Origin of the sequence: Methanohalophilus euhalobius (assembly GCF_900215215.1) — an archaeon.
Taxonomy (GTDB): Archaea; Halobacteriota; Methanosarcinia; order Methanosarcinales; family Methanosarcinaceae; genus Methanohalophilus; species Methanohalophilus euhalobius.
Map to the genome: position 1 here is coordinate 84,692 of NZ_OBDR01000004.1, position 23,243 is coordinate 107,934.

Annotated in this window: 26 protein-coding genes and 1 other RNA gene; 18 read left to right on the forward strand and 9 right to left on the reverse strand. The window is 42.8% G+C overall.

Translation table 11 applies throughout. The features are described from left to right. The first annotated feature begins 5 nt into the window (after positions 1-5). From CP947_RS05510 to CP947_RS05520, 3 genes are all read left to right on the forward strand, one after another. Positions 6-1,502: an acetyl-CoA carboxylase biotin carboxylase subunit gene (locus CP947_RS05510; protein ID WP_096712237.1), complete on the forward strand. Its 1,497-nt coding sequence runs from the start codon at positions 6-8 to the stop codon at positions 1,500-1,502. 51 nt (positions 1,503-1,553) lie between these two features. Next, complete coding sequence (locus CP947_RS05515; protein ID WP_096712238.1) at positions 1,554-2,522, forward strand: biotin--[acetyl-CoA-carboxylase] ligase; 969 nt, start codon at positions 1,554-1,556, stop codon at positions 2,520-2,522. 77 nt (positions 2,523-2,599) lie between these two features. Continuing rightward, positions 2,600-3,061, forward strand: a complete 462-nt coding sequence (locus CP947_RS05520; protein WP_165868960.1) for an S-layer protein domain-containing protein — start codon at positions 2,600-2,602, stop codon at positions 3,059-3,061. A 2-nt stretch (positions 3,062-3,063) separates the two neighbouring features. Here the strand turns inward: CP947_RS05520 and CP947_RS05525 are convergent, their stop codons facing one another. From CP947_RS05525 to CP947_RS05545, 5 genes are all read right to left on the reverse strand, one after another. Continuing rightward, a complete protein-coding gene (locus CP947_RS05525) occupies positions 3,064-3,981 on the reverse strand; it encodes a coiled-coil protein (protein ID WP_096712240.1) in 918 nt (305 codons plus the stop codon). Beyond that, positions 3,978-4,622, reverse strand: a complete 645-nt coding sequence (locus CP947_RS05530) for a GumC domain-containing protein (protein ID WP_096712241.1) — start codon at positions 4,620-4,622, stop codon at positions 3,978-3,980. Before CP947_RS05530 ends, CP947_RS05525 begins: the two co-directional genes overlap by 4 nt. A 20-nt stretch (positions 4,623-4,642) precedes the next feature. Then, positions 4,643-4,933, reverse strand: a complete 291-nt coding sequence (locus CP947_RS05535) for a DUF424 domain-containing protein (RefSeq protein ID WP_072359460.1) — start codon at positions 4,931-4,933, stop codon at positions 4,643-4,645. An 8-nt stretch (positions 4,934-4,941) separates the two neighbouring features. After that, positions 4,942-7,032 (reverse strand): minichromosome maintenance protein MCM, encoded by a 2,091-nt coding sequence (locus CP947_RS05540; protein WP_172425453.1) that lies wholly within the window; start codon positions 7,030-7,032, stop codon positions 4,942-4,944. A 71-nt stretch (positions 7,033-7,103) separates the two neighbouring features. Next, entirely contained in the window at positions 7,104-7,799 is a 696-nt protein-coding gene (locus CP947_RS05545) for an RNA methyltransferase (RefSeq protein WP_096712243.1), read from the reverse strand. Between the two features lie 155 nt (positions 7,800-7,954). Here CP947_RS05545 and CP947_RS05550 point away from each other — a divergent pair, with 155 nt between their 5' ends. The 6 genes from CP947_RS05550 (at position 7,955) to CP947_RS05575 (ending at position 12,565) form a co-directional block, all read left to right on the forward strand. Then, positions 7,955-8,338: a ferritin-like domain-containing protein gene (locus CP947_RS05550; RefSeq protein ID WP_096712244.1), complete on the forward strand. Its 384-nt coding sequence runs from the start codon at positions 7,955-7,957 to the stop codon at positions 8,336-8,338. A 13-nt stretch (positions 8,339-8,351) separates the two neighbouring features. Continuing rightward, positions 8,352-9,011, forward strand: a complete 660-nt coding sequence (locus CP947_RS05555; RefSeq protein WP_096712245.1) for a nitrite/sulfite reductase domain-containing protein — start codon at positions 8,352-8,354, stop codon at positions 9,009-9,011. A 176-nt stretch (positions 9,012-9,187) separates the two neighbouring features. Beyond that, complete coding sequence (locus CP947_RS05560; RefSeq protein WP_096712246.1) at positions 9,188-9,964, forward strand: disulfide reductase; 777 nt, start codon at positions 9,188-9,190, stop codon at positions 9,962-9,964. 1 nt (position 9,965) lies between these two features. Beyond that, a complete protein-coding gene (locus CP947_RS05565) occupies positions 9,966-11,222 on the forward strand; it encodes a (Fe-S)-binding protein (RefSeq protein ID WP_096712247.1) in 1,257 nt (418 codons plus the stop codon). Between the two features lie 79 nt (positions 11,223-11,301). Beyond that, positions 11,302-11,949: a DUF116 domain-containing protein gene (locus CP947_RS05570; protein ID WP_096712248.1), complete on the forward strand. Its 648-nt coding sequence runs from the start codon at positions 11,302-11,304 to the stop codon at positions 11,947-11,949. After that, a complete protein-coding gene (locus CP947_RS05575; RefSeq protein ID WP_096712249.1) occupies positions 11,930-12,565 on the forward strand; it encodes a DUF116 domain-containing protein in 636 nt (211 codons plus the stop codon). Before CP947_RS05570 ends, CP947_RS05575 begins: the two co-directional genes overlap by 20 nt. Here CP947_RS05575 and rnpB read toward each other — a convergent pair. The 3 genes from rnpB to CP947_RS05590 all read right to left on the reverse strand — a co-directional run bounded on the left by rnpB (position 12,564) and on the right by CP947_RS05590 (position 13,925). Then, positions 12,564-12,909: RNase P RNA component (rnpB, locus tag CP947_RS05580), an RNA gene on the reverse strand. The two genes, CP947_RS05575 and rnpB, sit on opposite strands and share 2 nt — an antisense overlap. 60 nt (positions 12,910-12,969) lie before the next feature. Then, positions 12,970-13,368, reverse strand: coding sequence for a peptide-methionine (R)-S-oxide reductase MsrB (gene msrB, locus CP947_RS05585; RefSeq protein WP_096712250.1), 399 nt, complete (start codon positions 13,366-13,368; stop codon positions 12,970-12,972). A gap of 119 nt (positions 13,369-13,487) precedes the next feature. Next, on the reverse strand, positions 13,488-13,925 hold the full coding sequence (locus CP947_RS05590; RefSeq protein ID WP_096712251.1) for a universal stress protein: 438 nt from the start codon (positions 13,923-13,925) through the stop codon (positions 13,488-13,490). 81 nt (positions 13,926-14,006) lie between these two features. On the opposite strand from CP947_RS05590, the gene CP947_RS05595 reads away from it, so the two are divergent. The 6 genes from CP947_RS05595 (at position 14,007) to CP947_RS05620 (ending at position 18,660) form a co-directional block, all read left to right on the forward strand. After that, positions 14,007-14,750, forward strand: coding sequence for an ABC transporter ATP-binding protein (locus CP947_RS05595; protein WP_243641483.1), 744 nt, complete (start codon positions 14,007-14,009; stop codon positions 14,748-14,750). After that, positions 14,744-15,418 carry a heme exporter protein CcmB gene (locus tag CP947_RS05600; RefSeq protein WP_096712252.1) on the forward strand — a complete coding sequence of 225 codons (675 nt, stop codon included), beginning with the start codon at positions 14,744-14,746 and terminating at the stop codon, positions 15,416-15,418. The genes CP947_RS05595 and CP947_RS05600 overlap by 7 nt, the downstream gene beginning before the upstream one ends. Before the next feature lie 63 nt (positions 15,419-15,481). Next, positions 15,482-16,183 (forward strand): cytochrome c biogenesis protein, encoded by a 702-nt coding sequence (locus CP947_RS05605; protein WP_341539133.1) that lies wholly within the window; start codon positions 15,482-15,484, stop codon positions 16,181-16,183. 38 nt (positions 16,184-16,221) lie between these two features. Continuing rightward, positions 16,222-17,307, forward strand: a complete 1,086-nt coding sequence (locus tag CP947_RS05610) for an NADH:flavin oxidoreductase (protein ID WP_096712253.1) — start codon at positions 16,222-16,224, stop codon at positions 17,305-17,307. A gap of 110 nt (positions 17,308-17,417) precedes the next feature. Continuing rightward, on the forward strand, positions 17,418-18,074 hold the full coding sequence (locus CP947_RS05615; RefSeq protein WP_096712285.1) for an SAM-dependent methyltransferase: 657 nt from the start codon (positions 17,418-17,420) through the stop codon (positions 18,072-18,074). A 7-nt stretch (positions 18,075-18,081) separates the two neighbouring features. Continuing rightward, positions 18,082-18,660 carry a DUF2119 domain-containing protein gene (locus CP947_RS05620; RefSeq protein ID WP_096712254.1) on the forward strand — a complete coding sequence of 193 codons (579 nt, stop codon included), beginning with the start codon at positions 18,082-18,084 and terminating at the stop codon, positions 18,658-18,660. Between the two features lie 24 nt (positions 18,661-18,684). Here the strand turns inward: CP947_RS05620 and thsA are convergent, their stop codons facing one another. Continuing rightward, positions 18,685-20,313, reverse strand: a complete 1,629-nt coding sequence (gene thsA / locus CP947_RS05625; protein ID WP_096712255.1) for a thermosome subunit alpha — start codon at positions 20,311-20,313, stop codon at positions 18,685-18,687. 142 nt (positions 20,314-20,455) lie between these two features. Between thsA and dph5 the strand changes: the two genes are divergently transcribed. From dph5 to CP947_RS05640, 3 genes are read left to right on the forward strand one after another with little or no spacing between them, the layout of a single operon-like run. Further along, positions 20,456-21,262 (forward strand): diphthine synthase, encoded by an 807-nt coding sequence (gene dph5, locus CP947_RS05630; RefSeq protein ID WP_096712256.1) that lies wholly within the window; start codon positions 20,456-20,458, stop codon positions 21,260-21,262. A 45-nt stretch (positions 21,263-21,307) separates the two neighbouring features. Continuing rightward, positions 21,308-22,930 (forward strand): ATP-binding protein, encoded by a 1,623-nt coding sequence (locus CP947_RS05635; RefSeq protein ID WP_096712257.1) that lies wholly within the window; start codon positions 21,308-21,310, stop codon positions 22,928-22,930. A 10-nt stretch (positions 22,931-22,940) separates the two neighbouring features. After that, positions 22,941-23,222, forward strand: coding sequence for a DUF357 domain-containing protein (locus CP947_RS05640; protein ID WP_096712258.1), 282 nt, complete (start codon positions 22,941-22,943; stop codon positions 23,220-23,222). The last annotated feature ends 21 nt before the right edge of the window (positions 23,223-23,243 follow it).

The following is a 23,243-nucleotide window of genomic DNA, read 5'->3' on the forward strand; positions in this document are numbered from 1 at the left end:
ATTCGATGTTTAAGAAAATACTGATTGCAAACCGAGGTGAGATCGCGATCAGGGTAATGAGGGCCTGCAAGGAACTTGATGTGTCCACGGTTGCGGTGTATTCCGAAGCCGATAGCAATGCCCTTTTTACCAAATATGCGGACGAGGCGTACTGCATAGGTCCACCCCCTTCTTCCAGGAGTTATCTGAATATAGATGCAATTATCGATGTGGCCAAAAAAGCAGGGGCAGAAGCAGTTCATCCGGGATATGGCTTCCTTTCGGAGAATTCGAAATTCGCCAGCGCCTGTGAAAAAGCAGGCATTAAGTTTATCGGTCCTTCGAGTGAAGTTATAGAAAAGATGGGTAGCAAGATCACTGCCCGCTCGGCAATGATCGAGGCCGGTGTACCGGTGGTTCCCGGTGATGGCAGGGCTGTTGAGGATGATGCCACGGCAATTGAAATAGGTGAATCCATCGGATATCCTTTGATGGTGAAAGCTTCTGCCGGTGGTGGTGGCATAGGCATGAAAGTTGTTTATACTCCAGAAGAGCTTACCCGGGCACTTTCATCCATACGTAATGTTGCAGCTTCTACATTTGGTGATTCAACTGTCTTCATTGAAAAATATCTTGAAGAACCACGTCACATAGAGATACAGATATTGGCTGACTCTCATGGTAATTGTCTCTATCTAGGTGACCGTGAATGTTCCATTCAGAGAAGACACCAGAAACTGATTGAAGAGGCTCCTTCTCCTATAATGACTCCTGAACTTCGCAAGGATATGGGTGAGGCTGCTGTCAAAGCTGCCAAAAAAATAGGATATGTAAATGCCGGTACTGTTGAATTCCTTTATTCAAAGGGTGATTATTATTTCCTTGAAGTAAACACACGTTTGCAGGTAGAACATGGAGTTACGGAGCTTGTTACAGGCATTGATATAGTAAAGCAGCAGTTGCGTGTTGCCTGTGATGAAAAATTACCCTTTACCCAGGATGATATTGAGATCAGAGGCTCGGCTATTGAATGCCGTATCAATGCCGAAGATCCGTTGAATGATTTCGCCCCTTCGCCCGGTAAGATACGCAGGTATCGTTCGGCAGGTGGCCCCGGTGTGAGGGTGGACAGTGGTGTCCATATGGGTTATGTTATTCCTCCCTTTTATGATTCAATGATCTCCAAACTCTGTGTATGGGGATGTGATCGTGAGGAAGCCATTGCACGTATGAAAAGAGCCCTCTATGAATATGTGGTTGTAGGGGTTAAAACCAACATTCCTTTCCACAGAACGGTTTTGTCCATTGATGCATTCGTAAAAGGGGAGCTAACAACACACTTTATTGATGACCACAATGTGCTTTCAGCTTTAGAAAAGGTTGCTGTATCTGATAGTGAAAGATGTGCAACTCTTTCTTCTGCTCTTGAGGATCGCAACAAGAAGATTGCTGCAATCAGCACTGCAGTTGGTTCATATATGAATGCTGCAAAAAGGCATGATATGAAAGGCTCAGATGAATGACGACAGATAACTTTTTTTATCTGTCGCTCTTTCTTTATTACGGGGAGTTTTGTGGAGAATAAAAAGATTGAATTGATACGTCTTCTTTCTCAGACAGAGGGCAAGCCTATTTCCGGGGAACAGATTGGCAGGAAACTGGAAATTTCCAGGACAATGGTCTGGAAATACATTCAGTCGCTTCAAAGCCAGGGGTATTCAATCATCTCATCGCCTGGTAAAGGCTATATTTTAAACTCGGTTCCTGATTCTCTTTTGCCAGAACTTGTGCAAGCAGGTCTTGAAACAGATATTTTAGGTAAGGACATCCAGCATTTTATGGAACTTGAGTCCACCAACGATTATGCAAAGACAATTGCAGGAGATGCAAAAGAAGGTACCGTTGTAGTTGCAGAAGTCCAGAAAAAAGGACGTGGGAGAAGAGGGTTTGATTGGGTATCTCCTCAAGGGGGGATATGGATGTCTATAGTTCTTAAGCCATCGATAGCTCCTGCGGATGCTTCAAGATTGACTCTTGTGGGTGGGCTTGCTGTGATTGATTCCCTGAAAGCAATCGGTCTTAACCCGTCTCTGAAATGGCCAAACGATGTGCTTGTCAACGGCAAAAAGATTTGTGGAATACTTACAGAAATGGAAGCTGAAATAGATCGGGTTGAATATATTGTCCTGGGTCTGGGAATTAATTTAAACTTTAATACCGATATGTTGCCGAAGGAAATCCGGGATGGTTCCACAACCATAAGTGATGAGCTTGGTACCTATGTGGGTAGGCTTGAATTTGTCCACTCTTTACTTTATAATCTGGAACAGTATTATATCCATTTCAAGACACAACCCTTTGAGGAATTAATGGAAAGATGGATAGATTCTTCGGATACTATTGGTAGAAACGTACGTATTGTCACTCCTTCTAAAATGATGAAGGGCAGAGCAATTGGGATAACCCCCTCCGGAGGTTTGCTTTTGCAGAAAAATGATGGTTCAACCGAAGAAATTATGTCTGGCCGCTGCATCTACATCTGACGGGGATTGTGATGAAGGACATTCCGTATTTTAAAATTTTTTATTTTTTTATACTATGTAGTATTCTTTTATGTGGTGTGGTAACTGCCGGGGATTCGGAAGTAATTCTCAATGGGACTTCCGTGTATGTCAAAGCTGGAGAGAGTTTCGATTTTGAGCAGGATTATTCTCTGCATGTCAAGTATGTCAATCCCGAAAGTGAAAGGGTATGGGTGTCCCTTTCATTGAATGATGAAAGTGTAGCGGATTCCATTCTGGGTAGGGATGAGGTATTTATCTACTCCAGTAATTCATCAACGGTATTCAATATTACAATGGATAGGATATATTATGGTTCCAGTGGTGAGCTGGTAACTTTTGAACCGGTTTATCAATATGTAGATCACAGATATCCTTATAATCCGGATGATGAAAAGATGCAGAATAAAGTGCAGAATACATCTGAAAATGAATCTCAAAATCAGAGGGTGCCTTTTTTAAATCCGACACTCCTGATTCTGTTTGCACTTCTGTTACCCTATGTTTATGAACACAGGTAATTTTAGAGTTTGATATCTCCTTTATCCATAAGGACTCTCAGTTCTTCAAGACTGAGTTTGCCGGTCTTTTCAAACTTTTCTTTTGCGGCGACGTGCTGATCACTCTTTTTTTGTTCGTCTTTATGGGTCTGTATATCATTCAATCTATCAAGATAGATACTCAATTCATCTCTCAAATTAGATATTTTTGTTTTGAGAGGGTCTATCTTTTCACGGGTAGGAGCAATTACCTGATAGGTTTCTTTAATCTGTGAATGGAATTTATCCGCTTCTTTTCGAATTTCATCGACCTGGTTATATAGCTCTATCATATTCAAATGATGTTGCTGGGATTTTTCTGCAAGTTGCTTTATTTCCTTTGAAACATTTCTTTCCTCGTCACCAATGTCTCTGGTATTTTCATAAATATTGATGACCTGCCTGTGGAAATGATTGGCAGCTTTTGCTGCTTCAAGACGCTTTTCCAGTTCGTTGAGTTTTTCAAAAAGATTTTGCTCGTGCTTCAGGGGGATGTCAGCGTTGAGAAATTTATCAAGGTCTTCTGCATAGGCTTTAGAAAGGGTTTCCAAACTCCCTTTTGATTGTTCATTATATTGATCACGCTTTTTCTTGAGACTATTTATGTCTTTTACGACCTTGTTTCTTTCACCAGCAACTTCATTCCTTCTGGATTTCAAATCAGCTATCTTCTTGTTGATATCATCACGTTGCGTTTTTTCTTCCCGTGCCTCTTTTGCAAGTTCCCTGACCTTTGCATTGAGCTCATTCCTTTTCTCTTTGAGTTCATCAATATTAGTTTTATGAAGTTTGAGCTCTTCGAAAACCCCTTTTAAGCTCTTTTCATGCTGGGATATCTCTTTCCTGTAATTATTTACAGTATCTTTAAGTTCGCGTTCTGTCATTGAAGATACATCTTTCATGCAACATTCCCCGCAATCACTTCTTTTTGGTTTTTCCAGTACTCAAGTGCTTCTTTATGGCTTTTGATCCTTCTTTCCAGCCAGTTATACCTGGGTTTTTTTTCACCAAGTTCTTTATGAATCTGATCCAGGTTTTCTTCTTTTTCCATAGATTTTATCAGGGATGATATTTCGGAGGAAGCTTTTGAAGCTTCTTGTATGCGGGCTCTTATCTGGCTGGTGTATTCGCGTGTATTCTCGTTTTCAAGTTCAGCTATTTTTCCCAGAACATCCTGAATCGTTTTTTCTTCATTTTCCAGCTGCCTTGTCCTTTTCAACTCCTCTATATCGTCATTTGTGGAGTGCATAATTCGATTATCAAGTTCTTCGGGATAGGCTGTGAACATTTCTCCCAGCAGATTATTCGCCTGGTGATACAATTGCTGCTTTTTTTCCTTGAGTACTTCTAAGCGGTTTTTCTCTTCTTCTCTTTTCTTTTTAGAGTTGCTTATTGTATCCTCGAGTTTTTTAACTTCATACTCAAGTTTACTGTATTCCGCATTGTACTCATTCAGAAACTTCTGGTGTTTTTCAATCACACCTTTCACCAATCCTTCTTTGCCGGGGAAGGGTGAATTTTCTTCAACTGCACTCTCATTCATCTTAAAAACCTTTCGTAGTCTTATATCCTGTATAGTTGCGCATGTGGCACGCCATTAATAGTAATTATTGATTCGGGATTGATCATCCCGCATTCCAGGGCACATTCAATTGTTTTCTTGCCAAACAGATTCGCACTGGTTGCCCTTCCAAGAGCAGATTGCACCTGTTTTTCAGATACTATGTCCCCTTTATAGAAACTTTCCGTTATTTCGACAACAACATTCCCATGTTCCAATTTCTGCCCTATTAACTCCTGGTCACAAGCAGCAACAATCAGTCTGTCTCCGGCTCGGTGTTCTTTGAGGTACATATATTTCCTCATACCAGTCTTATATGTTTTTTATCAGGTGCCAGCAAATCACCCGTTCGTTTCATTTTCTGAATAAACTCCTCTGCGTGTTCTCTATCTATATTTTCAGCTGAGGCTTCTTCATAGACTTCATCTAATGGTGCTTTACCGCCGGCATGTTTCTGACTTACATGCTTTATAATGTCCTGAAGTATGTGTATCTTGTCACGCTGACTTTTACTCGTACCTGATGCTATGACATCCACATCAAGAGCTCCGGTGTCAGGATCAACACCAACTTGTTTCATACATGCGAGGGAAATTTTAGTGGTACGTTTTGCATCCTCAAGGGTAACAGTGTTGCTAAGCCTTATTCGGGCGCTGGATTCAGCAAGCCTGACCAGTGCTTCCAGCTGTCTTGCAGTGACAGGTACCGGAGAATCCTTATTTTCTCCCATCTTACGTAGATCTAGATAGAAATCGACCAGATGTTGCCTGGCTTCTTCTTCCATAATGGGATAGACCATCCGGCGTGCATAGGCGACGTATTTGCGTAATAATTCCGTCTCGATTTCCGGTAGGATTACTTTTTGTTGAGAGGCAACTTTTTCCTGTGTTATTGTGGAGGTGGGTAATTTGTCCCATTGTTCATAGAGTTCACCGGCATAATGGGATTTTAGAATATGGTTTGCGATATCAGCATCCATTTTTGAATCCGGTACATCAAGAAGGATGAAAATCAGGTCAAACCTGGATATGAGGGCAGGAGGCATATTGATCTGTTCTGCAAGTCCTTCGTATCTGTCAAACCTTCCGTATTTAGGGTTTGCCGCTCCCAGCAGGGCACAACGGGATTTCAGTGTTGCCAGGATTCCAGCTTTTGCCACAGAGATTGTCTGTTGTTCCATTGCTTCATGGAGTGCACTTTTGTCTTCTCTGCTCATCTTATCCATTTCGTCCACTGCCGCAATTCCCATATCTGCCATAACCAGGGCACCGGCTTCCAGTGTCCAGCGACCGTCTCCCAAATCATCCTTTACCGCTGCTGCGGTCAGCCCACTTGATGAGGCACTTTTGCCTGAAGCAAACACGCCTCGTGGGGATAATTTCACCATGTATCTGAGTAACTGACTTTTCGCAATACCGGGGTCTCCTACAAGCAACAGGTGGATGTCTCCTCTAATACGTCCTCCGTCAGGAAGGGATTTTGGGACTCCTGAGAATAACTGTAAAGTTAGTGCTTCTTTGATATTCTCATAACCATAAATTGAAGGCGCTATGGATTTTATAATTTTATTATATATCTGTGGGTCATTGCTAAGTTCTATTATTTCGTCTTCTTCTTCCGGAGATATATCCAGCTCATCAAATTCCTGATCCAGGTATTCTATGGAATTGCAGTGTAAGACAAGATCGTAAAATGTGGATTTCCCTTCGCGTGTGGTTCGCTGGTGGGACCTGAGGATGCCGTTTACTACTACACGGTCACCTGGTTTCACAATGCCGGCCAGTTCATCTTCGGCATCGACATCAATACTCTGGGGCTGACTTCCTCCCTTGAGACTTTCGGGGGATTCCTGTACCTGAAGCTTCTGGGCATCGATGAAATTGGATTTATCAATGAGAAGTTTGAATGGCCCTCTTTTGCCGCAACTCTCTTCTTCACATTCGCCGGGTTCCACGAATTTTGGTCCGCTCTGGGGTATATAATTTACTGTTTCACACCTCATACAGTAAAATGCCGCATTGGTAATCTTTGGACGTACTTCGGTTGCCTTGCGGACCATTCCTTCAACTGCAATGAACTTGAGAAGATGATTGCTCCTGAGGTCACGTATCGTGACCTTGTTTGGAATGCTGGTAAACTGGATGTGTGCATCATCCAGTTGTTTCTCAACAGGGAGCTCAATTTGTTTAAGAGCTTCTTCAGCCGAGGGGATAACCTCATCCGGCGTTTGTAATAATTCTTCGGAAAGTTCCCTGTCGAATTGTTCCAGATCTGTAAAATTTACTTCTATACTTCGTAATTCCGGGTATTCGTTGGCAAGTTTAAGTATATCATGCCAGCAATATCGTTTAAGAAAATCCCGGAATTTATTTTCCCATTTTTCTTCCGTCATTAATATCAGTGCATACCAGATTTGACTTCGGATTATAAAAACTTACAAGCTTTATCTATCTTTCGTGTGTATCATTTCTTTTGTCGTTGTATATCCCTGAGTACACCTCTTAATGTCTGTACTTCCCGTGGTGTCAGTTCTGCACGTCCGAATATTCTTTTTAGCATAATTGAAGTTTTTTCCATCTTATGTTCGGGGTGTTTTATATCTGCAAGCACCTGTCCAAAATGGTCATATAACAATTGAAGATCAAAACCATTAGCAATCGGTCTCTCTCCGATTTCCAGATTGCTCATTTCATACATTGCAACTGTTGCTGCATGGGAGATGTTCATGATGGGGTATTTTTCTGATGTCGGAATCGTCATGATCATATCGCATCTTTTGAGTTCTTCCCGGGTAAATCCATTATCCTCTCTTCCGAAAAGGAAGGCAATCTTTCCATTAGTTTCCCTGAATTTATCCCGTATCTCGGATGGAGTGTATGCAGGCATACGTATGTGCTGGTCGGTTTTTATACCTGCAATCCCCGATGTACCAATTACTATATCTGTATCTTCAATAGCCTCTTCCAATGTGTCTACTTTTGGAGCACTTTCCAGTAAATCACTTGCATGGCATGACATTGCTCTTGCCTGTCCTTCCAGTTTACAGGGATTTACAAGAACCAGGTCATCAAATCCGAAATTTTCCATTGAGCGTGTGACCGAACCTACATTTCCCTGGTATAGAGGTTCTACAAGTACGATTCTAATTTGCGGTGACATGTCTTGCTTTTTGAATACGCTCTTTGCTATAATATCTTGCGAATGGTTGTCTGTTTGTAGTTGGGTTGATGCAATATTTCATGCCAAAAAATGTTATATAATATACGAACAATCTACTTTCTACTGCTCTAACAGCATTATTGTGGAGTGATTTTATGAGTATTGAGAAAATATTGAAAGATACTTTCAAAGGGGAAACGACAGAAGTTGGATGGTACTTTGCCATGTCAAAACTGGCAGAGAGGGAAGGCTACCCTGAAGTCGCAGTTTATTTACGCCAGATTGCAATGGATGAAGCCTGGCATGCCGCAGAGACTGCAGAAATTCTTGGTCTGATCAAAGATACCACAATTGAGAACATCAAGATGATGCTTGAAGGTGAAACCATGGCAGAAGGCGAAAAAGGTGATGCTGCTAAAATTGCCAGGGATGAAGGTAATGCACAGGCAGCTCTTTTCTTCGAGAAAGCTTCCTTTGATGAGGCAAGGCATAAAGAAGGCCTTAAAGGTCTGCTGAAAAGATTGGAAAAAGAGTGCTAATGAGGGATTATTAATGTCAAAAGATATTCTTGAAAAGGGTGCCATTCTCCAGAGGGACCGTGAAACATTCGCGATTGCCCCCCAAACACCTGGAGGCATTGTATCAGCTGATGTGTTGCGTAAGATTGCTGACACTGCGGACAAATATGAGGCAGCTGCCATTAAACTGACATCTGCTCAACGTGTCTGTATTGTAGGTCTCAAGGAGGACGATATAGACAATGTCTGGGATGACCTGGATATGAAACCAGCTGCTGCAATCGGTCCATGTGTGAGAAGTATCAAAATTTGTCCGGGTACTACTTTCTGTAAACGAGGTCAGCAGGATGCTGTAACTCTCGGTCTTGAACTGGATGAGAAATACCATGGAATGCAACTCCCTTCCAAATTCAAAATAGCGGTTTCAGGCTGCATGAACTCATGTTCCGAACCTGCTGTCAGGGATATAGGTATCATGGGTACTCCAAAAGGTTATACCGTGATGGTCGGGGGTAATGCAGGTATTCGTCCAAGACTTGGTGATGTGATAGCTGATGAACAGAATGATGATGAGGTTAAAGAACTGGTTGATAAGATTGTCAGCTTTTACAAGACCCACGCAAAAAAGCACAGGATCGGACGCATGATCGATGATATGGGTCTTGAAAATTTCAAAAGGGAAATAGGCCTGTAATTAAGGGATTCTATTCTTTCCTTTCCTCTCTTTTTTTCTAATTCTCCTCTCCTGTTTTGTTTTTGCATAATGAAAATCTTTAAATACAATTGTTACCACCAATACTCCATCTTATATTACTACTGCTAATAATTTTTGTAAAATGTCTTTTAAAATGGTATCAGGAGATAGAATTTATGGCTATGGAATATTATGCTGGCATATCCGATGCTATGAGGATCACATTCGTGCAGGTCATGATACTGGCCATTATAGCGATTGTGATATTCCTCTATGGAATGTATATAAATCTGAAAAAATGGGGATTAGGTGCTGAAGGTTACGGACAAAAACCTTCCAAAGGCAGCATCTTTACTCTCCCTAAAACACTGGCCTATCAGATGAGTGAGGATGGGCATGGTCATAAACAGAATATCATTGTGACTCTTGTGCTTGATATTCTATTGCAGCGTCGTATAATGCGCCGCAGTCCCCTTCGATGGTTTATGCATATTACCATTTTTGTAGGCTGGATGACTCTGTTCCTATTGTCCCTTCTTATGTTCCTTGTGGAATTACTACACATGGCACACCTGGGAATCGGCCCCGATCCTGCAGTCTTCAGGGAATTCCTCGGTCCAATTAATGACCTGTTCAGCTACATTCTGCTTACAGGTATAATAATTGCAATCGCAAGAAGACTCTTTATTCCAAGAATGCGTGAAGCTACCATTGCATATGACTCCATACTACTTGGTGGACTGACCCTCATTACTGTTACAGGATTTATTGCTGATGGTATCAGGAATGGCACTTTCTGGGGCTTTGGTATTGAATATCCCTATGCTCCACCAGCTGCACTGTTCCACGTGATAATCTCCCTGCTCTTCTGTATTGCTTACATCCCATACAGCAAATACATCCACATGATTGCAACACCTCTTACTATTTTGGCCAACAAGGGAGGCGAATAAAATGGTACGTGATAATCCGTCTATTACAACGGAAAACCTTACAGCTGTCCAGCTTATGGAAATCGATTCCTGCACTCGTTGTGGCGAATGTGTACAGTGGTGCCCGACATATGATGCATCAGGCAAAAAACCCGGTCTTGCACCCAGGGACAAGATTCTACGCTGGCAGGAATATATGAAGAAATCCTATGGTCTGCGTGCCAGGCTCTTTGGACCCAAACAGGTTCCAGAGGAAGAAATTGAACAATTCAAGGAAGATGTCTACGGATGTACCACCTGTGCAATGTGTGCTACAGTTTGTGAATCCGGCATCAATACCGTTGAACTCTGGGAAGCAATGCGCGCCAATCTAGTAAAACGTGGCAATGGTCCTGTTGGTAAACAGCCCATGTTTGTCAAGCTTATAGGGGAATATGGCAACCCATACATGGCAGATCCCAAGGAACGTCTCAGCTGGGTCCCCGATGATGTTAAAATAGAAGATAAAGCAGATATTCTCTATTTCGGTGGCTGTACCGCTGAACTGAGGCAGAAAAAACTTGCTTTTGCAACCGCACGTGTACTGAACCATCTGGATATTCCATTCACCATGCTCGGTGAGGACGAACAGTGCTGTAATTCCGCTCTTGTAAGAACCGGTCAGTACGAAATCGAAGATATTTCCAGAAGGTCTGCCCGTAAAAATGTTGACGGTATAAAGGCAAAGGGTGCCACCAAGGTACTTTTCGCTTGCGCGGGTTGCTACAGGACTGCCCTTGTGGATTGGCCAAGGTTGCTTGGTGAAGAACTTCCATTCGAGGTTATCCACATAACTGAGTACCTTGACAAACTCATCGATGAAGGCAAGATCAACTGGAAACAGCCATTTGATAATAAGACAATCACCTACCACGACCCATGTCACCTGGGACGTCACGTAGGAGTTTTCGAGCCACCACGTAAGGTATTGCGCAGTATCCCCGGTCTGAACTTTGTTGAAATGGACCGTATAAAGGACAATCAGCGCTGCTGTGGAGCAGGCGGTGGTGTCAAAGCAGGTATTCCGGATCTTGCACTTGGTGTTGCCGAGACAAGGGTTGAAGATGCTCTTGCCAAGAACCCGGATATTCTTTCCAGTGCCTGCCCATTCTGTAAGAGGAACCTTTCTGATGGAAGAGATTCTGTCAAGGCAGAAAAACTGGAAGTCGAAGATGTCATTGTTTTGACTGCTGAGGCTCTTGGTATCGATCTTTCTGATTGTGAAGATCAGGCAAGATAATCAACTCAAGGGGTTATACCCCTTTTATTTTCTCTTTTTAGAAACCTACATAAATTATCAGTTACGTCTTGTTGCTGCTATGCAAATTCCCTACGAGTTTTTAGGCAGGATATTCATATACCTGATGATTCTGGCTTTGGCAGGGATATTGTTGGCACTTATAGTAGGTGCTTACAGTTTCAGGAAAAGGCACATCATTTTCCCAAATTTTGTCCTTTTCATTCTCTATATGTTCTATACTCCGGCCAAATGGATATGCAGAGTGTTCCATATCAGGGATACTCTGGTTGATGAGATTCTGATCGAAGTGCGCAATGCTGTAATGCTGGATGAATTTAGTGACAGTTCCGGTTTACGTGTTGTATTCCTGCCACAATGTCTAAGGCATGCCCGGTGTCCTGCGCGTTGTGATCCGATTCATGGTTATGAATGTCGGCGATGCGGCCTTTGTTCCATTGGTTATATCAGTGAGGAAGCTGAAAAACGTGGCTTCCGCGCTTTTGTAATTCCCGGGGGAAGTTTCATTAAGAAAATCATAAAAAACTATCATCCTACTTCATGTATCGGAGTGGCATGTTATACTGAACTTGCAGAGGCTATGGAAGAAGTTTCATTTATGCCTGTACAGGGAATCTGCCTTTTAAAAGATGGTTGTTTTGAAACAGAAGTGGACGTCGAGGCTGTAATTGAGAAAATGGAGGCATGTAATGTACGATCTGATAGGTAAAGTGCTGATAGGAGCCGTGGCAATATCTGTCTTATTGAGTAGCTTTGCTCTTTTTGTCAGCCGCATCAGCCTTAATCGGCATGTACGTCTTGCAGGTATTTTTGCATGGGTACTTGATTTATTCTACCTGCCTATCAAATATTTCTTTTGCAAATTGTCTGATCCCCGTATTCTGGACAGCTGGATGGTTTCCCTGAAGAACATTGCTCATTACCATGCTTTTGGAAGGACTCGTAACAGGATTATGCTTTTACCACATTGTATGCGTTTTCTGGACTGTCCTGCTTACTCGTCGCGGTATGGTATACAATGCAAGGAATGTGGCAGATGTATAGTTGGGCAGCTAAAAAGGGATGCACAAAAGTATGGTTATCGTTTCTACATTATAACAGGCTCCTCATTTGTGAAGCATGTATTGAAAGAAAAGCCTGCAGACGGAATTCTGGTTGTTGGTTGTAATTATGAGATTAACAAGGGCATGCGTTTTCTACGAGGTAAAAACGTTATTGCTTATGGTGTCCCTCTTGAAAGTGATGGTTGTTATAATACCTCTATAAGTTACGAAAAAATTGCAGGTATTCTTGAGGAATTCGGTCCTGCTGGCAATAGTGTGTGAGTGAGGGGAGTAAGCTCCCTTCTGTTGATGCAAAGATGCATTGGCAGTATTCGGCTAAGCGTCACACCAAAACGGAGGTTGTCCGAACAACAACTTTGATCCCATTTCGACTTGCACCCGCGAGGATTCGCCGTTCCATCCGTACCCTGCGCGACCTCAATTTTTCATATCATTGCTTTAACGCAGGCCGGTATCGTTTCTGTGCCATCATGCGGTAAAACCGCAAGAGCCGGTTTCCCGGCTGCCCGGGCTCTCGCCCGATACCCTTTACAGGTATTCGCGTGTCCGGAAGGTGGGGAGACTTTCCTCAGACCAGAAGGCCCGGAAACTGCCCTCCCTCTCTCACAAAGCCCCTAATTCATCGGATATATAGAAATACTTATCGCAATGGCTTTTTTATTTTCTTATTCAGGGTTAATATTCAGGGAAATCGAGTCTATGCAAAAATGCTCTCCGGTAGGGGCCGGTCCATCATCAAAAACATGGCCCAAGTGCCCTCCACAACGGCTGCATATCACTTCGATGCGTTTCATTCCCAGGGAATAGTCAGGTATTCTTTCAATGTTGTCTTCTGATATTGCTTCCCAGAAGCTTGGCCAGCCGGTGCCTGCATCGTACTTTGTGGAGGAAGAGAATAGATCCTGACCACATCCGGCACAGGAGTAGATACCTTTTTCGTAAAAATCATTGTATTTACCACTAAAAGGTGCTTCTGTTCCTTTTTTTCTGAGGACACGAAACTGTTCTGTAGATAAACGGCTTCTCCATTCCTCTTCTGAAATTTGGATCAAGTTTTCGGACATATTAACCCCTCATAAAAATATTGCAAACGGCTGGATGGAGAATGTTTGGTAGGATTGAATCAACCGTTCGCAATCATACTAACATTGTGTTTGGGCTATATAATCGTTTGCCTGATGCCTTAGGGTACGACCAATACCTGTGTTTTGGAATGTCTTACCACATTTTCTGCCACACTGCCAAGCAAAAGATGACTGATACCTGTCCTACCAAGTGTTCCCATTACTATGAGGTCTATCCCGTTTTCCGTGGCAAATTTGACGATGCTATCTGCAGGATTGCCCTCTATTATTATGGGTTCTACATCGACATCTGCCTTCTTCCCGGTATCAACAACGTATTCAGTTGCACTTTTTCCTTCATCCTTAAGATGATTGCGCAATGAATCGGCCCACCTTTCTCCGCGGGTTGTGATGGATACACTTACAGGTGGCAAAACATAGACTGCCTTGACCTTTGCACCGGTTGCTTTTGCAAGTTCAATACCCCAGTTAACTGCATTCTTTACATTCTCAGACCCGTCGGTGGCGATCATTATCTTTTCAATTTTCGTACTCATCAATATACCCCCATAATATCTTCTGATTATTATGCTATATTTCTTTTGGTTGTATTTGCCAATATATCACAATCTTAATTTATGGCTACTATCATTTATTCCATGATGGGCGAAACGATTCTTGTTGCAGAGGATATTTTCCGGGATTACGGTTGCCTACATGCTTTGAATGGAATTAACCTGCGTGTGGAAGAAGGTGAATTTATTGCAATTATCGGTCCCAATGGGGCAGGTAAATCCACCCTTTTGAAAATTTTTGCCTCTCTGATCTCTCCTACCGAAGGTACATTGCAAATCTTTGGAACAAAAGATCACGACAGAGAAGATGTACAGGATAGAATAGGAATGCTTTCCCACGAAACGTTCCTGTATGAAAATCTGACAGCTCGTGAAAACCTTGTATTTTTTGGGAAACTGTATGGCATAGAACATACTGCTCTTGATGAGAGATGTGATTATCTTATCAGAAAAATCGGTCTGTGGAAAAGGGCCGAAGATCCTGTTAAAAACTTCTCAAGGGGAATGAAACAACGTTTGTCCTTTGCAAGGGCCATTATCCATGATCCTTCCCTTTTATTACTTGATGAACCTTATACCGGCCTTGACATGAATGCATCTTCACTTATGGAAAACCTTCTTCTGGAAAACCCGGCTGTGACTAAGATAATGATTACTCATGATCTGGATAAGGCATTTCGTTTGTGCAATCGTCTGTTGATCATGGAGGACGGGAATATTGTTCATGATGTGGGGGCCAACGATCCAAATGCACGTAAATTTGCCGAAGCTGTCTGTTTTTCTGATGGAGGGCAATTTAAATGTTAAAGGGTTTGAATATAGCTTTAAAAGATCTGAAAATTGAAAGCAGGGCTAGGGAAATATTTATTTCGATGGTTGTTTTTTCGTTATTGATCCTTATTATCTTTAGTATTGCTTTTTCTGATCTGTTGTCTTCTGCCAGCAAAACTGCAACGGTGGCTTCGGGTGTGCTCTGGATATGTTTCATATTTGCAGGGACGCTGGGTCTAAACCGTACCTTTGCTACAGAGGTCCAGAACAGTTGTATGGATGCCCTGAAAATGTGTCCCATACCCCGCAATTCAATTTACCTCTCCAAGGTCATCTTTGTATTCTTGCTGATGCTACTGGTAGAAATAATTACTATCCCAATGTTTTCTGTCCTCTTTAATTACCAGTTTACTGCAATTATCTGGGTTGGTATTGTCATATTACTGGGATCCTTTGGCTTTGTTGTGGTGGGATGCCTGATATCGGCTCTTGTCATACGTGCCCGTGCCGGGGAAATGCTGCTTCCTGTCCTACTTTTACCTCTGTCCCTGCCGGTTATCATCCCGGCGGTGTCTGCCACTTCGGGTCTTTTGAGGGGTGAGGATATATTTTCTTTAATGTCATATATCCGACTGCTGGTAGTCTATGACTTTGTCTTCTTTGCAGTTTCAATGCTGGTTTTTGAGTATGTCGTAGAGGATTAATATACAGTGAGTTCCATAGTCATGCAGACATCTGAAATAACCCTTACAAACCGGTGATGCTAGTTGCAGTGGGAAAAATATTCCAAACCATTTTACCTGTTCACAGCCCTGATGCTTGTTGTAGCATTTTGGGCCATTTTTTTCTATCTGCCGGTCATGAAAGATTCGGCGGGGAATGTACTGGATTCCAGTTTCAATATATTCTATTTCCATATGCCGATTGCAATTGTTGCCTATCTGGCCTTTTTTGTTGTCTTTGTATCGAGTATCCTTTATCTGCGTGAAAGTGATTCAAAATGGGATATGGTATCTCTTTCTGCTGCAGAAGTAGGTGTCATATTTGCATTCCTTGTGCTTGCAACCGGCTCCATCTGGGCAAAAGCTATATGGGGCTGGTACTGGGTGTGGGAGCCCCGGTTAACTACCTCTCTTGTGCTTTTTCTTGTGTATGTAGGCTATCTCATGCTCAGGACAGCCTTGGATGACCCTCTTAAAAGGGCCCGGTTATCTGCGGTTTTCGGGATTGTGGCCTTTGTATCGGTGCCTTTGAGTTTTCTTTCCATTCGCATCTGGAGAAGTGCCCATCCCCTGATGTTTGGAGGCTCTCTTTATGGTCAGGAGGGAGGCGGGCTTGAAGGCTCTTCCTTACTCCTTGTGCTCCTTCTCAACATGCTGGCATTTGTGATGTCATTTATAAGCCTTACTTCTTTTAAGTATCAAAATGAAAAGCTTGGAAGAGAACTGGAAATGGCTAAAGGTCGTTGAGTAAAGCATATATGCATCTGCGGGCATGAATATTGAATATGCTATTCGATCCGATCAATATTGAAGGTTTATCCATCCCGAACAGATTTGTACGCTCAGCAACCCATGAATGGCTGGCAGAGGAAGACGGCACACCCACAGCAGCTATAGGGGATATCTATGAAGAGCTGGCCAAAAATGAGGTTGGGCTTATTGTAACGGGATATTCTTACGTAAATCCTGCTGGTAAAAGCGATGGTTTGCAGCAGGGTATCTATGATGACCGTTTTATAGGCCCTTACAGGAAGATTGTTGAAAGAGTTCATTCCTATGAGAGTAAAATCGTTCTCCAGATTGTACATGGGGGACGACAATCAATGACACAGCACGGTTATCCTCTGCTTGCTCCTTCAGCGGTTGAAGACAGTTCCACAGGTAAACTTCCAAGGGCAATGACAGAAGAAGAGATCCTGGAAACCATTGATGATTTTGCTAATGCTAGCCGCAGGGCAATGGAGGCAGGTTTTGACGGGGTACAACTGCACTGTGCCCATGGCTTTTTGCTGAGTAGTTTTATCTCGCCCTATACCAACAGGCGTGAAGATAAATGGGGTGGTTCTGTGGAAAACCGTACACGTATAATCACCGAGATAGTGCGCCGTATCCGGGAGGATGTCTCTCCTGATTTTCCTGTAATGGTCAAACTGAATGCAACCGATGGTTTTGATATATATTCTGGTCACATTAGCCTGGATGCACCTGAATGCGTGGAAATTGCTGCCCTTCTTGAAAAAGCGGGAGTATGTGCCATAGAGGTAAGTGGTGGAATTGTCGAGGCTGGTTCTGTGATGTCCCAGCCCGGGGTTGATTCAGAGGAAAAGGAAGCCTACTTCAGACGTTATGCCAAGATGATAAAAGATACTGTAAGTATACCCGTAATACTGGTGGGCGGTATCCGTACAAGAGCCGTTATGGATGAAGTCCTCAGGGTTTATGCGGATATGGTCTCCATGAGTCGTCCGTTCATCAGTGAACCAGACCTTGTGAAAAAACTGGAGAACGGAACAGAAGGGGCGCGCTGTGTTTCATGTAACCGTTGTTTTGATAAAGGTGGCATTAGATGCAATTATGATTTTGGCCTCTAATGCCAGGATCATTCTTTTAAAGCAAAAGAAATATTTCCGGGCATAAACATGCTTAGTTCCCGTGCAGGTCAACTTACCCTATATATAGGGCGTTGTACATCTTGTATCTCATGCGACTTGATGTATATCTTATAGAAACTGGCTTTTTCAGTTCCCGGGGAAGGGCTAAGAAGGCAATAAGTGAAGGGCATGTGAAAGTTGATGGCAACGTCACAACGAAATCTTCCCGTGAAGTGTCCGAGTTCAATGAAATAGAAGTCGATGAAGGGCTGGATAAACCGCGGGGATATTTTAAACTTCGTAACATACAGGAAAAATTCGATTTAATCAAAGAAGGCGACCGTGTATTGGACCTGGGTTCCAGTGCTGGGGGCTTCCTGATGTTTGCTTGTGAACTCGGTGCGAACGTAGTAGGAATTGAATACAGCCGCCATTTTCGCTCAGAACTAGGGAGACTGGCCTATGAAAACCCAAATATTACCATAATCTTTGATGATGTATTTACGATGCCGACATCTAAAATACCTGGAAGTCCCTTTGACGTATTGCTTACTGATATGACTCTTGAGCCCGAGGCTTCGATAGAGGCCCTCGGCAAGGTACTCCCCCTTCTCAAGAAAGGTGGAATGATTTTTCAGGTAATTAAACTGGGCAGGGGAAGAAATAAAAAACACCTGGTTGAAAATATTAAATCACTGGGAATCGAAGTCCTGGAAGTCCTGGATTCTGCCCAGAGGGAATTTTACGTAGTGGCAAAAAAGACATGAGGAACTTATGTTGCTCAAGGTTTATGGTAAAGGCAGGCCTTACAGGTTTTTTGCTGCAGGGATGCATGGTGGTGAGTGGAAAGACACTTCCAACCTTCTGCTGGAGTTGAACCCTCCATTGTCGGGTTCTCTTTTTCTGTTGCCCCTTGTTGACCGGGGTCGCTATCTCTCTACTCTTCAGGATGGCTACTACAAAGGTCCCGGTTCTAATATTCCTGTTTTTGTGAACAATTATGCGCCTGAGATATATATTGAGATTCATTCCTATTCAAAGCAGAATTTTCATAAACTTGCCGGAGGGGATCGTATTTCCAGAATAGGTGTCCCTCCTTACAGTGTGCTGGAAGAAGGCCTGCTACTTGGTTCGGTGTCTCCTCACATCAGGCTACATTTCCCCAAAGAGGCCCTCTGCTTATCTCTGGAGGTGCAAAGGGAAAATCCTGCATCATATGAACTTGCACTGCATATGCTTGATAGGATGAAAGAGTGTAGGGGTCGGGATGATTTTATAGCCTTTTTGAATAAAGAATATCCATCTGCGGTTCTTAAGGCAATTGAAAATTACAAAAAGTTTTATGGCCTGTGAATATATCACAGGCCAGACGGCCATTTAGAAAGGCCTGTTGTAGTTATGGACATTATGTTCGGGTTTGACATCCATCATATCTTTTTTCTGTGCCCTCATCATGTCGTCGATCCTCAGGATCATGGTTGCAACTTCTGAAGCAGACCTTATAGTTTGGGTTTTTACACGAAGGGGATCCACTATTCCTTTTTCAACCATGTCAAGATAATCGCCGCTGTAGATGTCCAATCCGATATTGGGATTTTTGACATGTGCATTACGCAGTTTCAGGATTACGGATGTCGCGTCCATTCCACCGTTTTCAGCAATAGCCATGGGTATGGATTCTACAGCATCGGCAAATGCAGTGATTGCAAGTTGTTCCCTGCCACCTATGGATGAAGCATAATTGCGCAGTCTCTGGGCAATTTCCACTTCTGCTGCACCGCCACCTGCCACAATCTTGCCATCCTCAAAGACTGAGTTGATAACATGGAGTGCGTCATCAAAGGCTCTTTCCAGATTGTCCGTGACATGCTCGGTACTTCCACGAAGCAGAATGGTAATTACCTTTGTATTTTCACATTTCTTTATGAATATCTTGGCAACGGTGGACTCTCCTTCTTCTCCGACTTCGCCTGCATGTCCCAGGTCCTCTTCACTGAGATCAAAGACCTTTTTCACGATTTTTGCACCTGTTGCATAGGACAGGTTCCTGATATCATCATCACTGACTCTGCGGATACCCATAACACCGCTCTTTTGCAAGTAATGTGCTACCTTGTCGCCGATATTCTTGGAGCATATTACGACGTTTGCCCCGGTTTTGATGACATGGTCAGCCATCTGTTTGAAATCATCCTCTTCACGGGCAAGGAATTGTTGCATTTCATCAGCATTGCTAATTTGTAATTTGGATGTGTTTGATGTTTTCTGGGTTTCAAGAGGTGTGTCTATAATAGCGATCTTTGCATCCTTTACAGTTTTTGGCATACCAGGGTGTACCCTGTACTTGTTGAGCATTATGCCATCGAGGATCTCTGTTTCACTGACACTTTTTCCGGGTTCCTGTCTGAGGATTATGTCGTTGTCTACATTGACACTTCCCTTTTTGCTAATCTGCAGGATTGCATCCACACAAAGTGCTGCAAGTATCTCCTTGTTTGTTTCGGAAGCTTTTCCTGACATAGAAGTGCTGGCGATTTTTTCAAGAGCTTCCCTGTTTCCTTCGGATACATCTATGGCAAATTCATTGAGAATTTCCAGAGCTTTTTCAGATGCATTTTCGAATCCTCTTACAAGAACACGTGCGTGTACACCTTCTTCTATAAGATCGGATGCTTTGTCAAGTAATGTACCTGCAGTCACAACTGCACTGGTTGTACCGTCACCTGCAATCTCTTCCTGGGTACGGGCAACCTCTACGATCATTTTGGCAGTTGGATGCTCGATATCCATTCCCTTGAGGATCATGGCCCCGTCGTTGGTGAGGACTATGTCTCCAATGGAGTTTACCATCATTTTGTCCATGCCCTTGGGTCCAAGGGTAGTCTTAACAATGTTTGCTACTGCCTTTGCCGCGGCGATGTTTACGGATAAAGCATCCTTTCCCTGCTTGTGTTCGGTGCGGGGATTCACGATGTAGGCGGGTTGTCCGCCATAATGTCCTGGCATTGATGTTGAACCTCCTGATGAATAATCTGTATATAAAGAAATCTAACTGTCTATGGTTCTATAAATACGTTTCGCAGTAACTCTCTGCTATTGCTAGCCTTTTCAAAACCTTTAATATATAGAGCGGGGTCTTATAAAGCCTATGCTTTATTTTGTCGGACTTGGGTTATTTGATGAAAAGGATGTTTCTGTAAAGGGGCTTGAAGTTATAAAAAATGCCGGTAAGGTGTATGTGGAATTTTATACTTCCCGATTGATGGGTGCGGATAAAGAAAAGATGGAAAACCTGTATGGCAGGGAAATACACGTTCTTGACAGGCAGGAAGTAGAGCAAGATCCCTGGTGGCTTGAAGAAGCAAAAGAGATCAATATAGCTTTTCTGACAGGCGGGGACACGATGGTATCCACTACTCATGTAGATATCCGGCTCAGAGCAATGGAGATGGGCATTGAAACCTGTTTGATCCACGGCGCTTCCATAGTCTCTGCTATCTGTGGTCTGACTGGCCTCCAGAATTACAGGTTTGGCAAAGCAGCAACCATTCCTTATCCATACACGAGCACCCGGGGAAATACAATTATTTCTGAAACTCCCTATGATACTATTCTACACAACAGACAGATGGGTCTGCATACGGCTGTATTTCTTGATATTGATATGGATAAGGGTTATATGACGGTTAATCAGGGAATTGAGCTCTTGCTTCAGGTAGATGAAAAAAGAGGTGAAAATCTCATAAAAGGTTCAATAGCTGTGGGTATTGCAAATGCAGGTTCTGAGAAACCTATTGTAAGGGCAGATTTTGCTGAAAATCTCGAAAGTTGTGATTTTGGTTCTCCCCTGCATATTGTAGTTATTCCGGCAGATCTGCATTTTGTCGAGGCAGAATCCCTTATTAAACTAGCGGATGCACCTGAATCTATCCTTGAAGAAGGAGACATAAATTAATTTGAAGTATTTTGAGTGAAAATTGTTTACTGGTGAGAGTATAATATGGTACGTGGTTCAGTAGGAGTCATATTTGGTGAAACAGGAACTCTTAATTTCAAGTTCCTGATATCGGACAGTACGGCAGTTCTGAGAGGGCATTATGTCAAAATATGGCATGAGACCGATGGCTGGATACTTGCACAGGTAATGTCAATTGTGCGCTCCAGTGAAAAATATTCTCTGGAAGAAGCCAAAAAAGGGCAGAGGAAAGATCGAAATGATGACCGTATAGTGGCCTCTGCCACAATAATAGGAAGCAGGGATGATCGTGGTCTTTTAAGGGCACCTATGAGTCCTTTCAGTCCCGGGGATCAGGTCTATCTGGCAGATGATACACTTATTAGAGATACACTGGGTCTTGTGGGAGATGACATGTATATTGGATTGCTTGAAGGTACCGGTATTCCTGTACATCTTAATGTGAACAGTCTTGTACAGAAACATTGTAGCATCCTTGCAAAAACCGGTAGTGGTAAGTCTTACACTGCCGGAGTAATTCTTGAAGAATTACTTGATCATAATGTGCCCATGTTGATAATTGATCCTCATAGTGAGTATTCTTCCCTTAAAGAATCAGCCAGTGGAAATGAAGGTGACCTAAAAAAATACGGTATAAAATCCAAAGGATACGGCTCCAGGATACAGGTTTATACTCCTGCCGATAAATCAATTAATCCAAATGCTGATCATCTTTTCAGGTTAAACGGGGTTAATCTTACTCCCAGTGAACTGATGACTTTATTTCCTGATAATTTTAACAGTACCCATTCCGGTATTCTCTATGAAGCTGTACACAGGTTACGTGCTGATGTGGAAACCTATTTCCTTGATGATATAATCAGGGAGGTCAGTAATAATGAAAGCAAGGCCCGCTGGAATGTAATTAATTTACTTGAAGACATTAACCAGCTGGATATACTTTCCCCTCAACCTACTCCGGTTGAAGAATTAATGCAGGATGGAAAGGCTTCGATCATTGACCTGAAAGGGGTCCCTCCTCATATACAGACAATGATTGTGGCCCAGCTCTGTGATACTCTTTTTGAAGCTCGCAAACTTGGCACGATTCCTCCGGGAATGCTGGTTGTGGAAGAAGCCCATAATTTTGCTCCTGAAAGAGGGTATAGCAAGAGTTCCAGTTCCGAAATTCTCCGCACAATAGCCTCAGAAGGGCGAAAGTTTGGTTTGGGGATGCTGGTTATCTCCCAGAGGCCTGCAAGGGTTGATAAAAATGTACTTTCACAGTGTGGAAGCCAGATTATATTGAAAATTACCAATCCAAATGACCTTAAATCCATCAGTAAAGGTCTGGAGGGTGTGAATTCCTATGTAGAAGAAGAATTGTTACGCCTGCCACCCGGGATTGCGATGCTGGTGAGCAATGATATTGAACGCCCGATTCTTGTGGATATACGTGCCAGGAAATCCAGGCATGGTGGGGAATCTGTGAAAATTCTCAATAAATCCTCCCGTAAAATATCTCCCGGTACCAAAAAAGAGTCCAAAACAGAACCTGTAAACGAAAAGAAATCCCAATCCCCGCCACCTAAAAGGAAACCAAGCCGCAATCCCAAGAAAGATAGCGGAGGTCTTTTCAATAAGCTGTTTGGCTCTGAAAGTAAATAAGGTGTTATAAATGGCAGCGGATTTGAATGAGAAAGTTGGACGATATGAAAAATTGCTTAAAAAAGCTCTGGAACTTGCACAACCTGCTCCCAAGGCCAATTCCCATTTGATGAAAGTAGCAGATGATTACGTGGATATGGCTCAATCCTATTATAATGACGGTCTTCATTTTATTAAGATTGGGGATCCGGTAAATGCCCTTGTATGTTTCAGTTATGGACATGCCTGGCTGGATGCCGGTGCAAAGCTCGGGATTTTTGATGTGGATGATGATGTGTTATTTACAATATGATCTGCCATACCTTATTCAAAT

Bases quoted from the DNA above. Each gene is read 5' to 3' on its own strand.
- CP947_RS05510 (WP_096712237.1), top strand. From the start codon at position 6: ATGTTTAAGAAAATACTGATTGCAAACCGAGGTGAGATCGCGATCAGG.
- CP947_RS05525 (WP_096712240.1), bottom strand. From the start codon at position 3,981: ATGAAAGATGTATCTTCAATGACAGAACGCGAACTTAAAGATACTGTA.
- CP947_RS05530 (WP_096712241.1), bottom strand. From the start codon at position 4,622: ATGAATGAGAGTGCAGTTGAAGAAAATTCACCCTTCCCCGGCAAAGAA.
- CP947_RS05535 (WP_072359460.1), bottom strand. From the start codon at position 4,933: ATGTACCTCAAAGAACACCGAGCCGGAGACAGACTGATTGTTGCTGCT.
- CP947_RS05540 (WP_172425453.1), bottom strand. From the start codon at position 7,032: ATGACGGAAGAAAAATGGGAAAATAAATTCCGGGATTTTCTTAAACGA.
- CP947_RS05545 (WP_096712243.1), bottom strand. From the start codon at position 7,799: ATGTCACCGCAAATTAGAATCGTACTTGTAGAACCTCTATACCAGGGA.
- CP947_RS05550 (WP_096712244.1), top strand. From the start codon at position 7,955: ATGAGTATTGAGAAAATATTGAAAGATACTTTCAAAGGGGAAACGACA.
- CP947_RS05555 (WP_096712245.1), top strand. From the start codon at position 8,352: ATGTCAAAAGATATTCTTGAAAAGGGTGCCATTCTCCAGAGGGACCGT.
- CP947_RS05560 (WP_096712246.1), top strand. From the start codon at position 9,188: ATGGCTATGGAATATTATGCTGGCATATCCGATGCTATGAGGATCACA.
- CP947_RS05565 (WP_096712247.1), top strand. From the start codon at position 9,966: ATGGTACGTGATAATCCGTCTATTACAACGGAAAACCTTACAGCTGTC.
- CP947_RS05570 (WP_096712248.1), top strand. From the start codon at position 11,302: ATGCAAATTCCCTACGAGTTTTTAGGCAGGATATTCATATACCTGATG.
- CP947_RS05575 (WP_096712249.1), top strand. From the start codon at position 11,930: ATGTACGATCTGATAGGTAAAGTGCTGATAGGAGCCGTGGCAATATCT.
- msrB (WP_096712250.1), bottom strand. From the start codon at position 13,368: ATGTCCGAAAACTTGATCCAAATTTCAGAAGAGGAATGGAGAAGCCGT.
- CP947_RS05590 (WP_096712251.1), bottom strand. From the start codon at position 13,925: ATGAGTACGAAAATTGAAAAGATAATGATCGCCACCGACGGGTCTGAG.
- CP947_RS05595 (WP_243641483.1), top strand. From the start codon at position 14,007: ATGGCTACTATCATTTATTCCATGATGGGCGAAACGATTCTTGTTGCA.
- CP947_RS05600 (WP_096712252.1), top strand. From the start codon at position 14,744: ATGTTAAAGGGTTTGAATATAGCTTTAAAAGATCTGAAAATTGAAAGC.
- CP947_RS05610 (WP_096712253.1), top strand. From the start codon at position 16,222: ATGCTATTCGATCCGATCAATATTGAAGGTTTATCCATCCCGAACAGA.
- CP947_RS05615 (WP_096712285.1), top strand. From the start codon at position 17,418: ATGCGACTTGATGTATATCTTATAGAAACTGGCTTTTTCAGTTCCCGG.
- CP947_RS05620 (WP_096712254.1), top strand. From the start codon at position 18,082: ATGTTGCTCAAGGTTTATGGTAAAGGCAGGCCTTACAGGTTTTTTGCT.
- thsA (WP_096712255.1), bottom strand. From the start codon at position 20,313: ATGCCAGGACATTATGGCGGACAACCCGCCTACATCGTGAATCCCCGC.
- dph5 (WP_096712256.1), top strand. From the start codon at position 20,456: ATGCTTTATTTTGTCGGACTTGGGTTATTTGATGAAAAGGATGTTTCT.
- CP947_RS05635 (WP_096712257.1), top strand. From the start codon at position 21,308: ATGGTACGTGGTTCAGTAGGAGTCATATTTGGTGAAACAGGAACTCTT.
- CP947_RS05640 (WP_096712258.1), top strand. From the start codon at position 22,941: ATGGCAGCGGATTTGAATGAGAAAGTTGGACGATATGAAAAATTGCTT.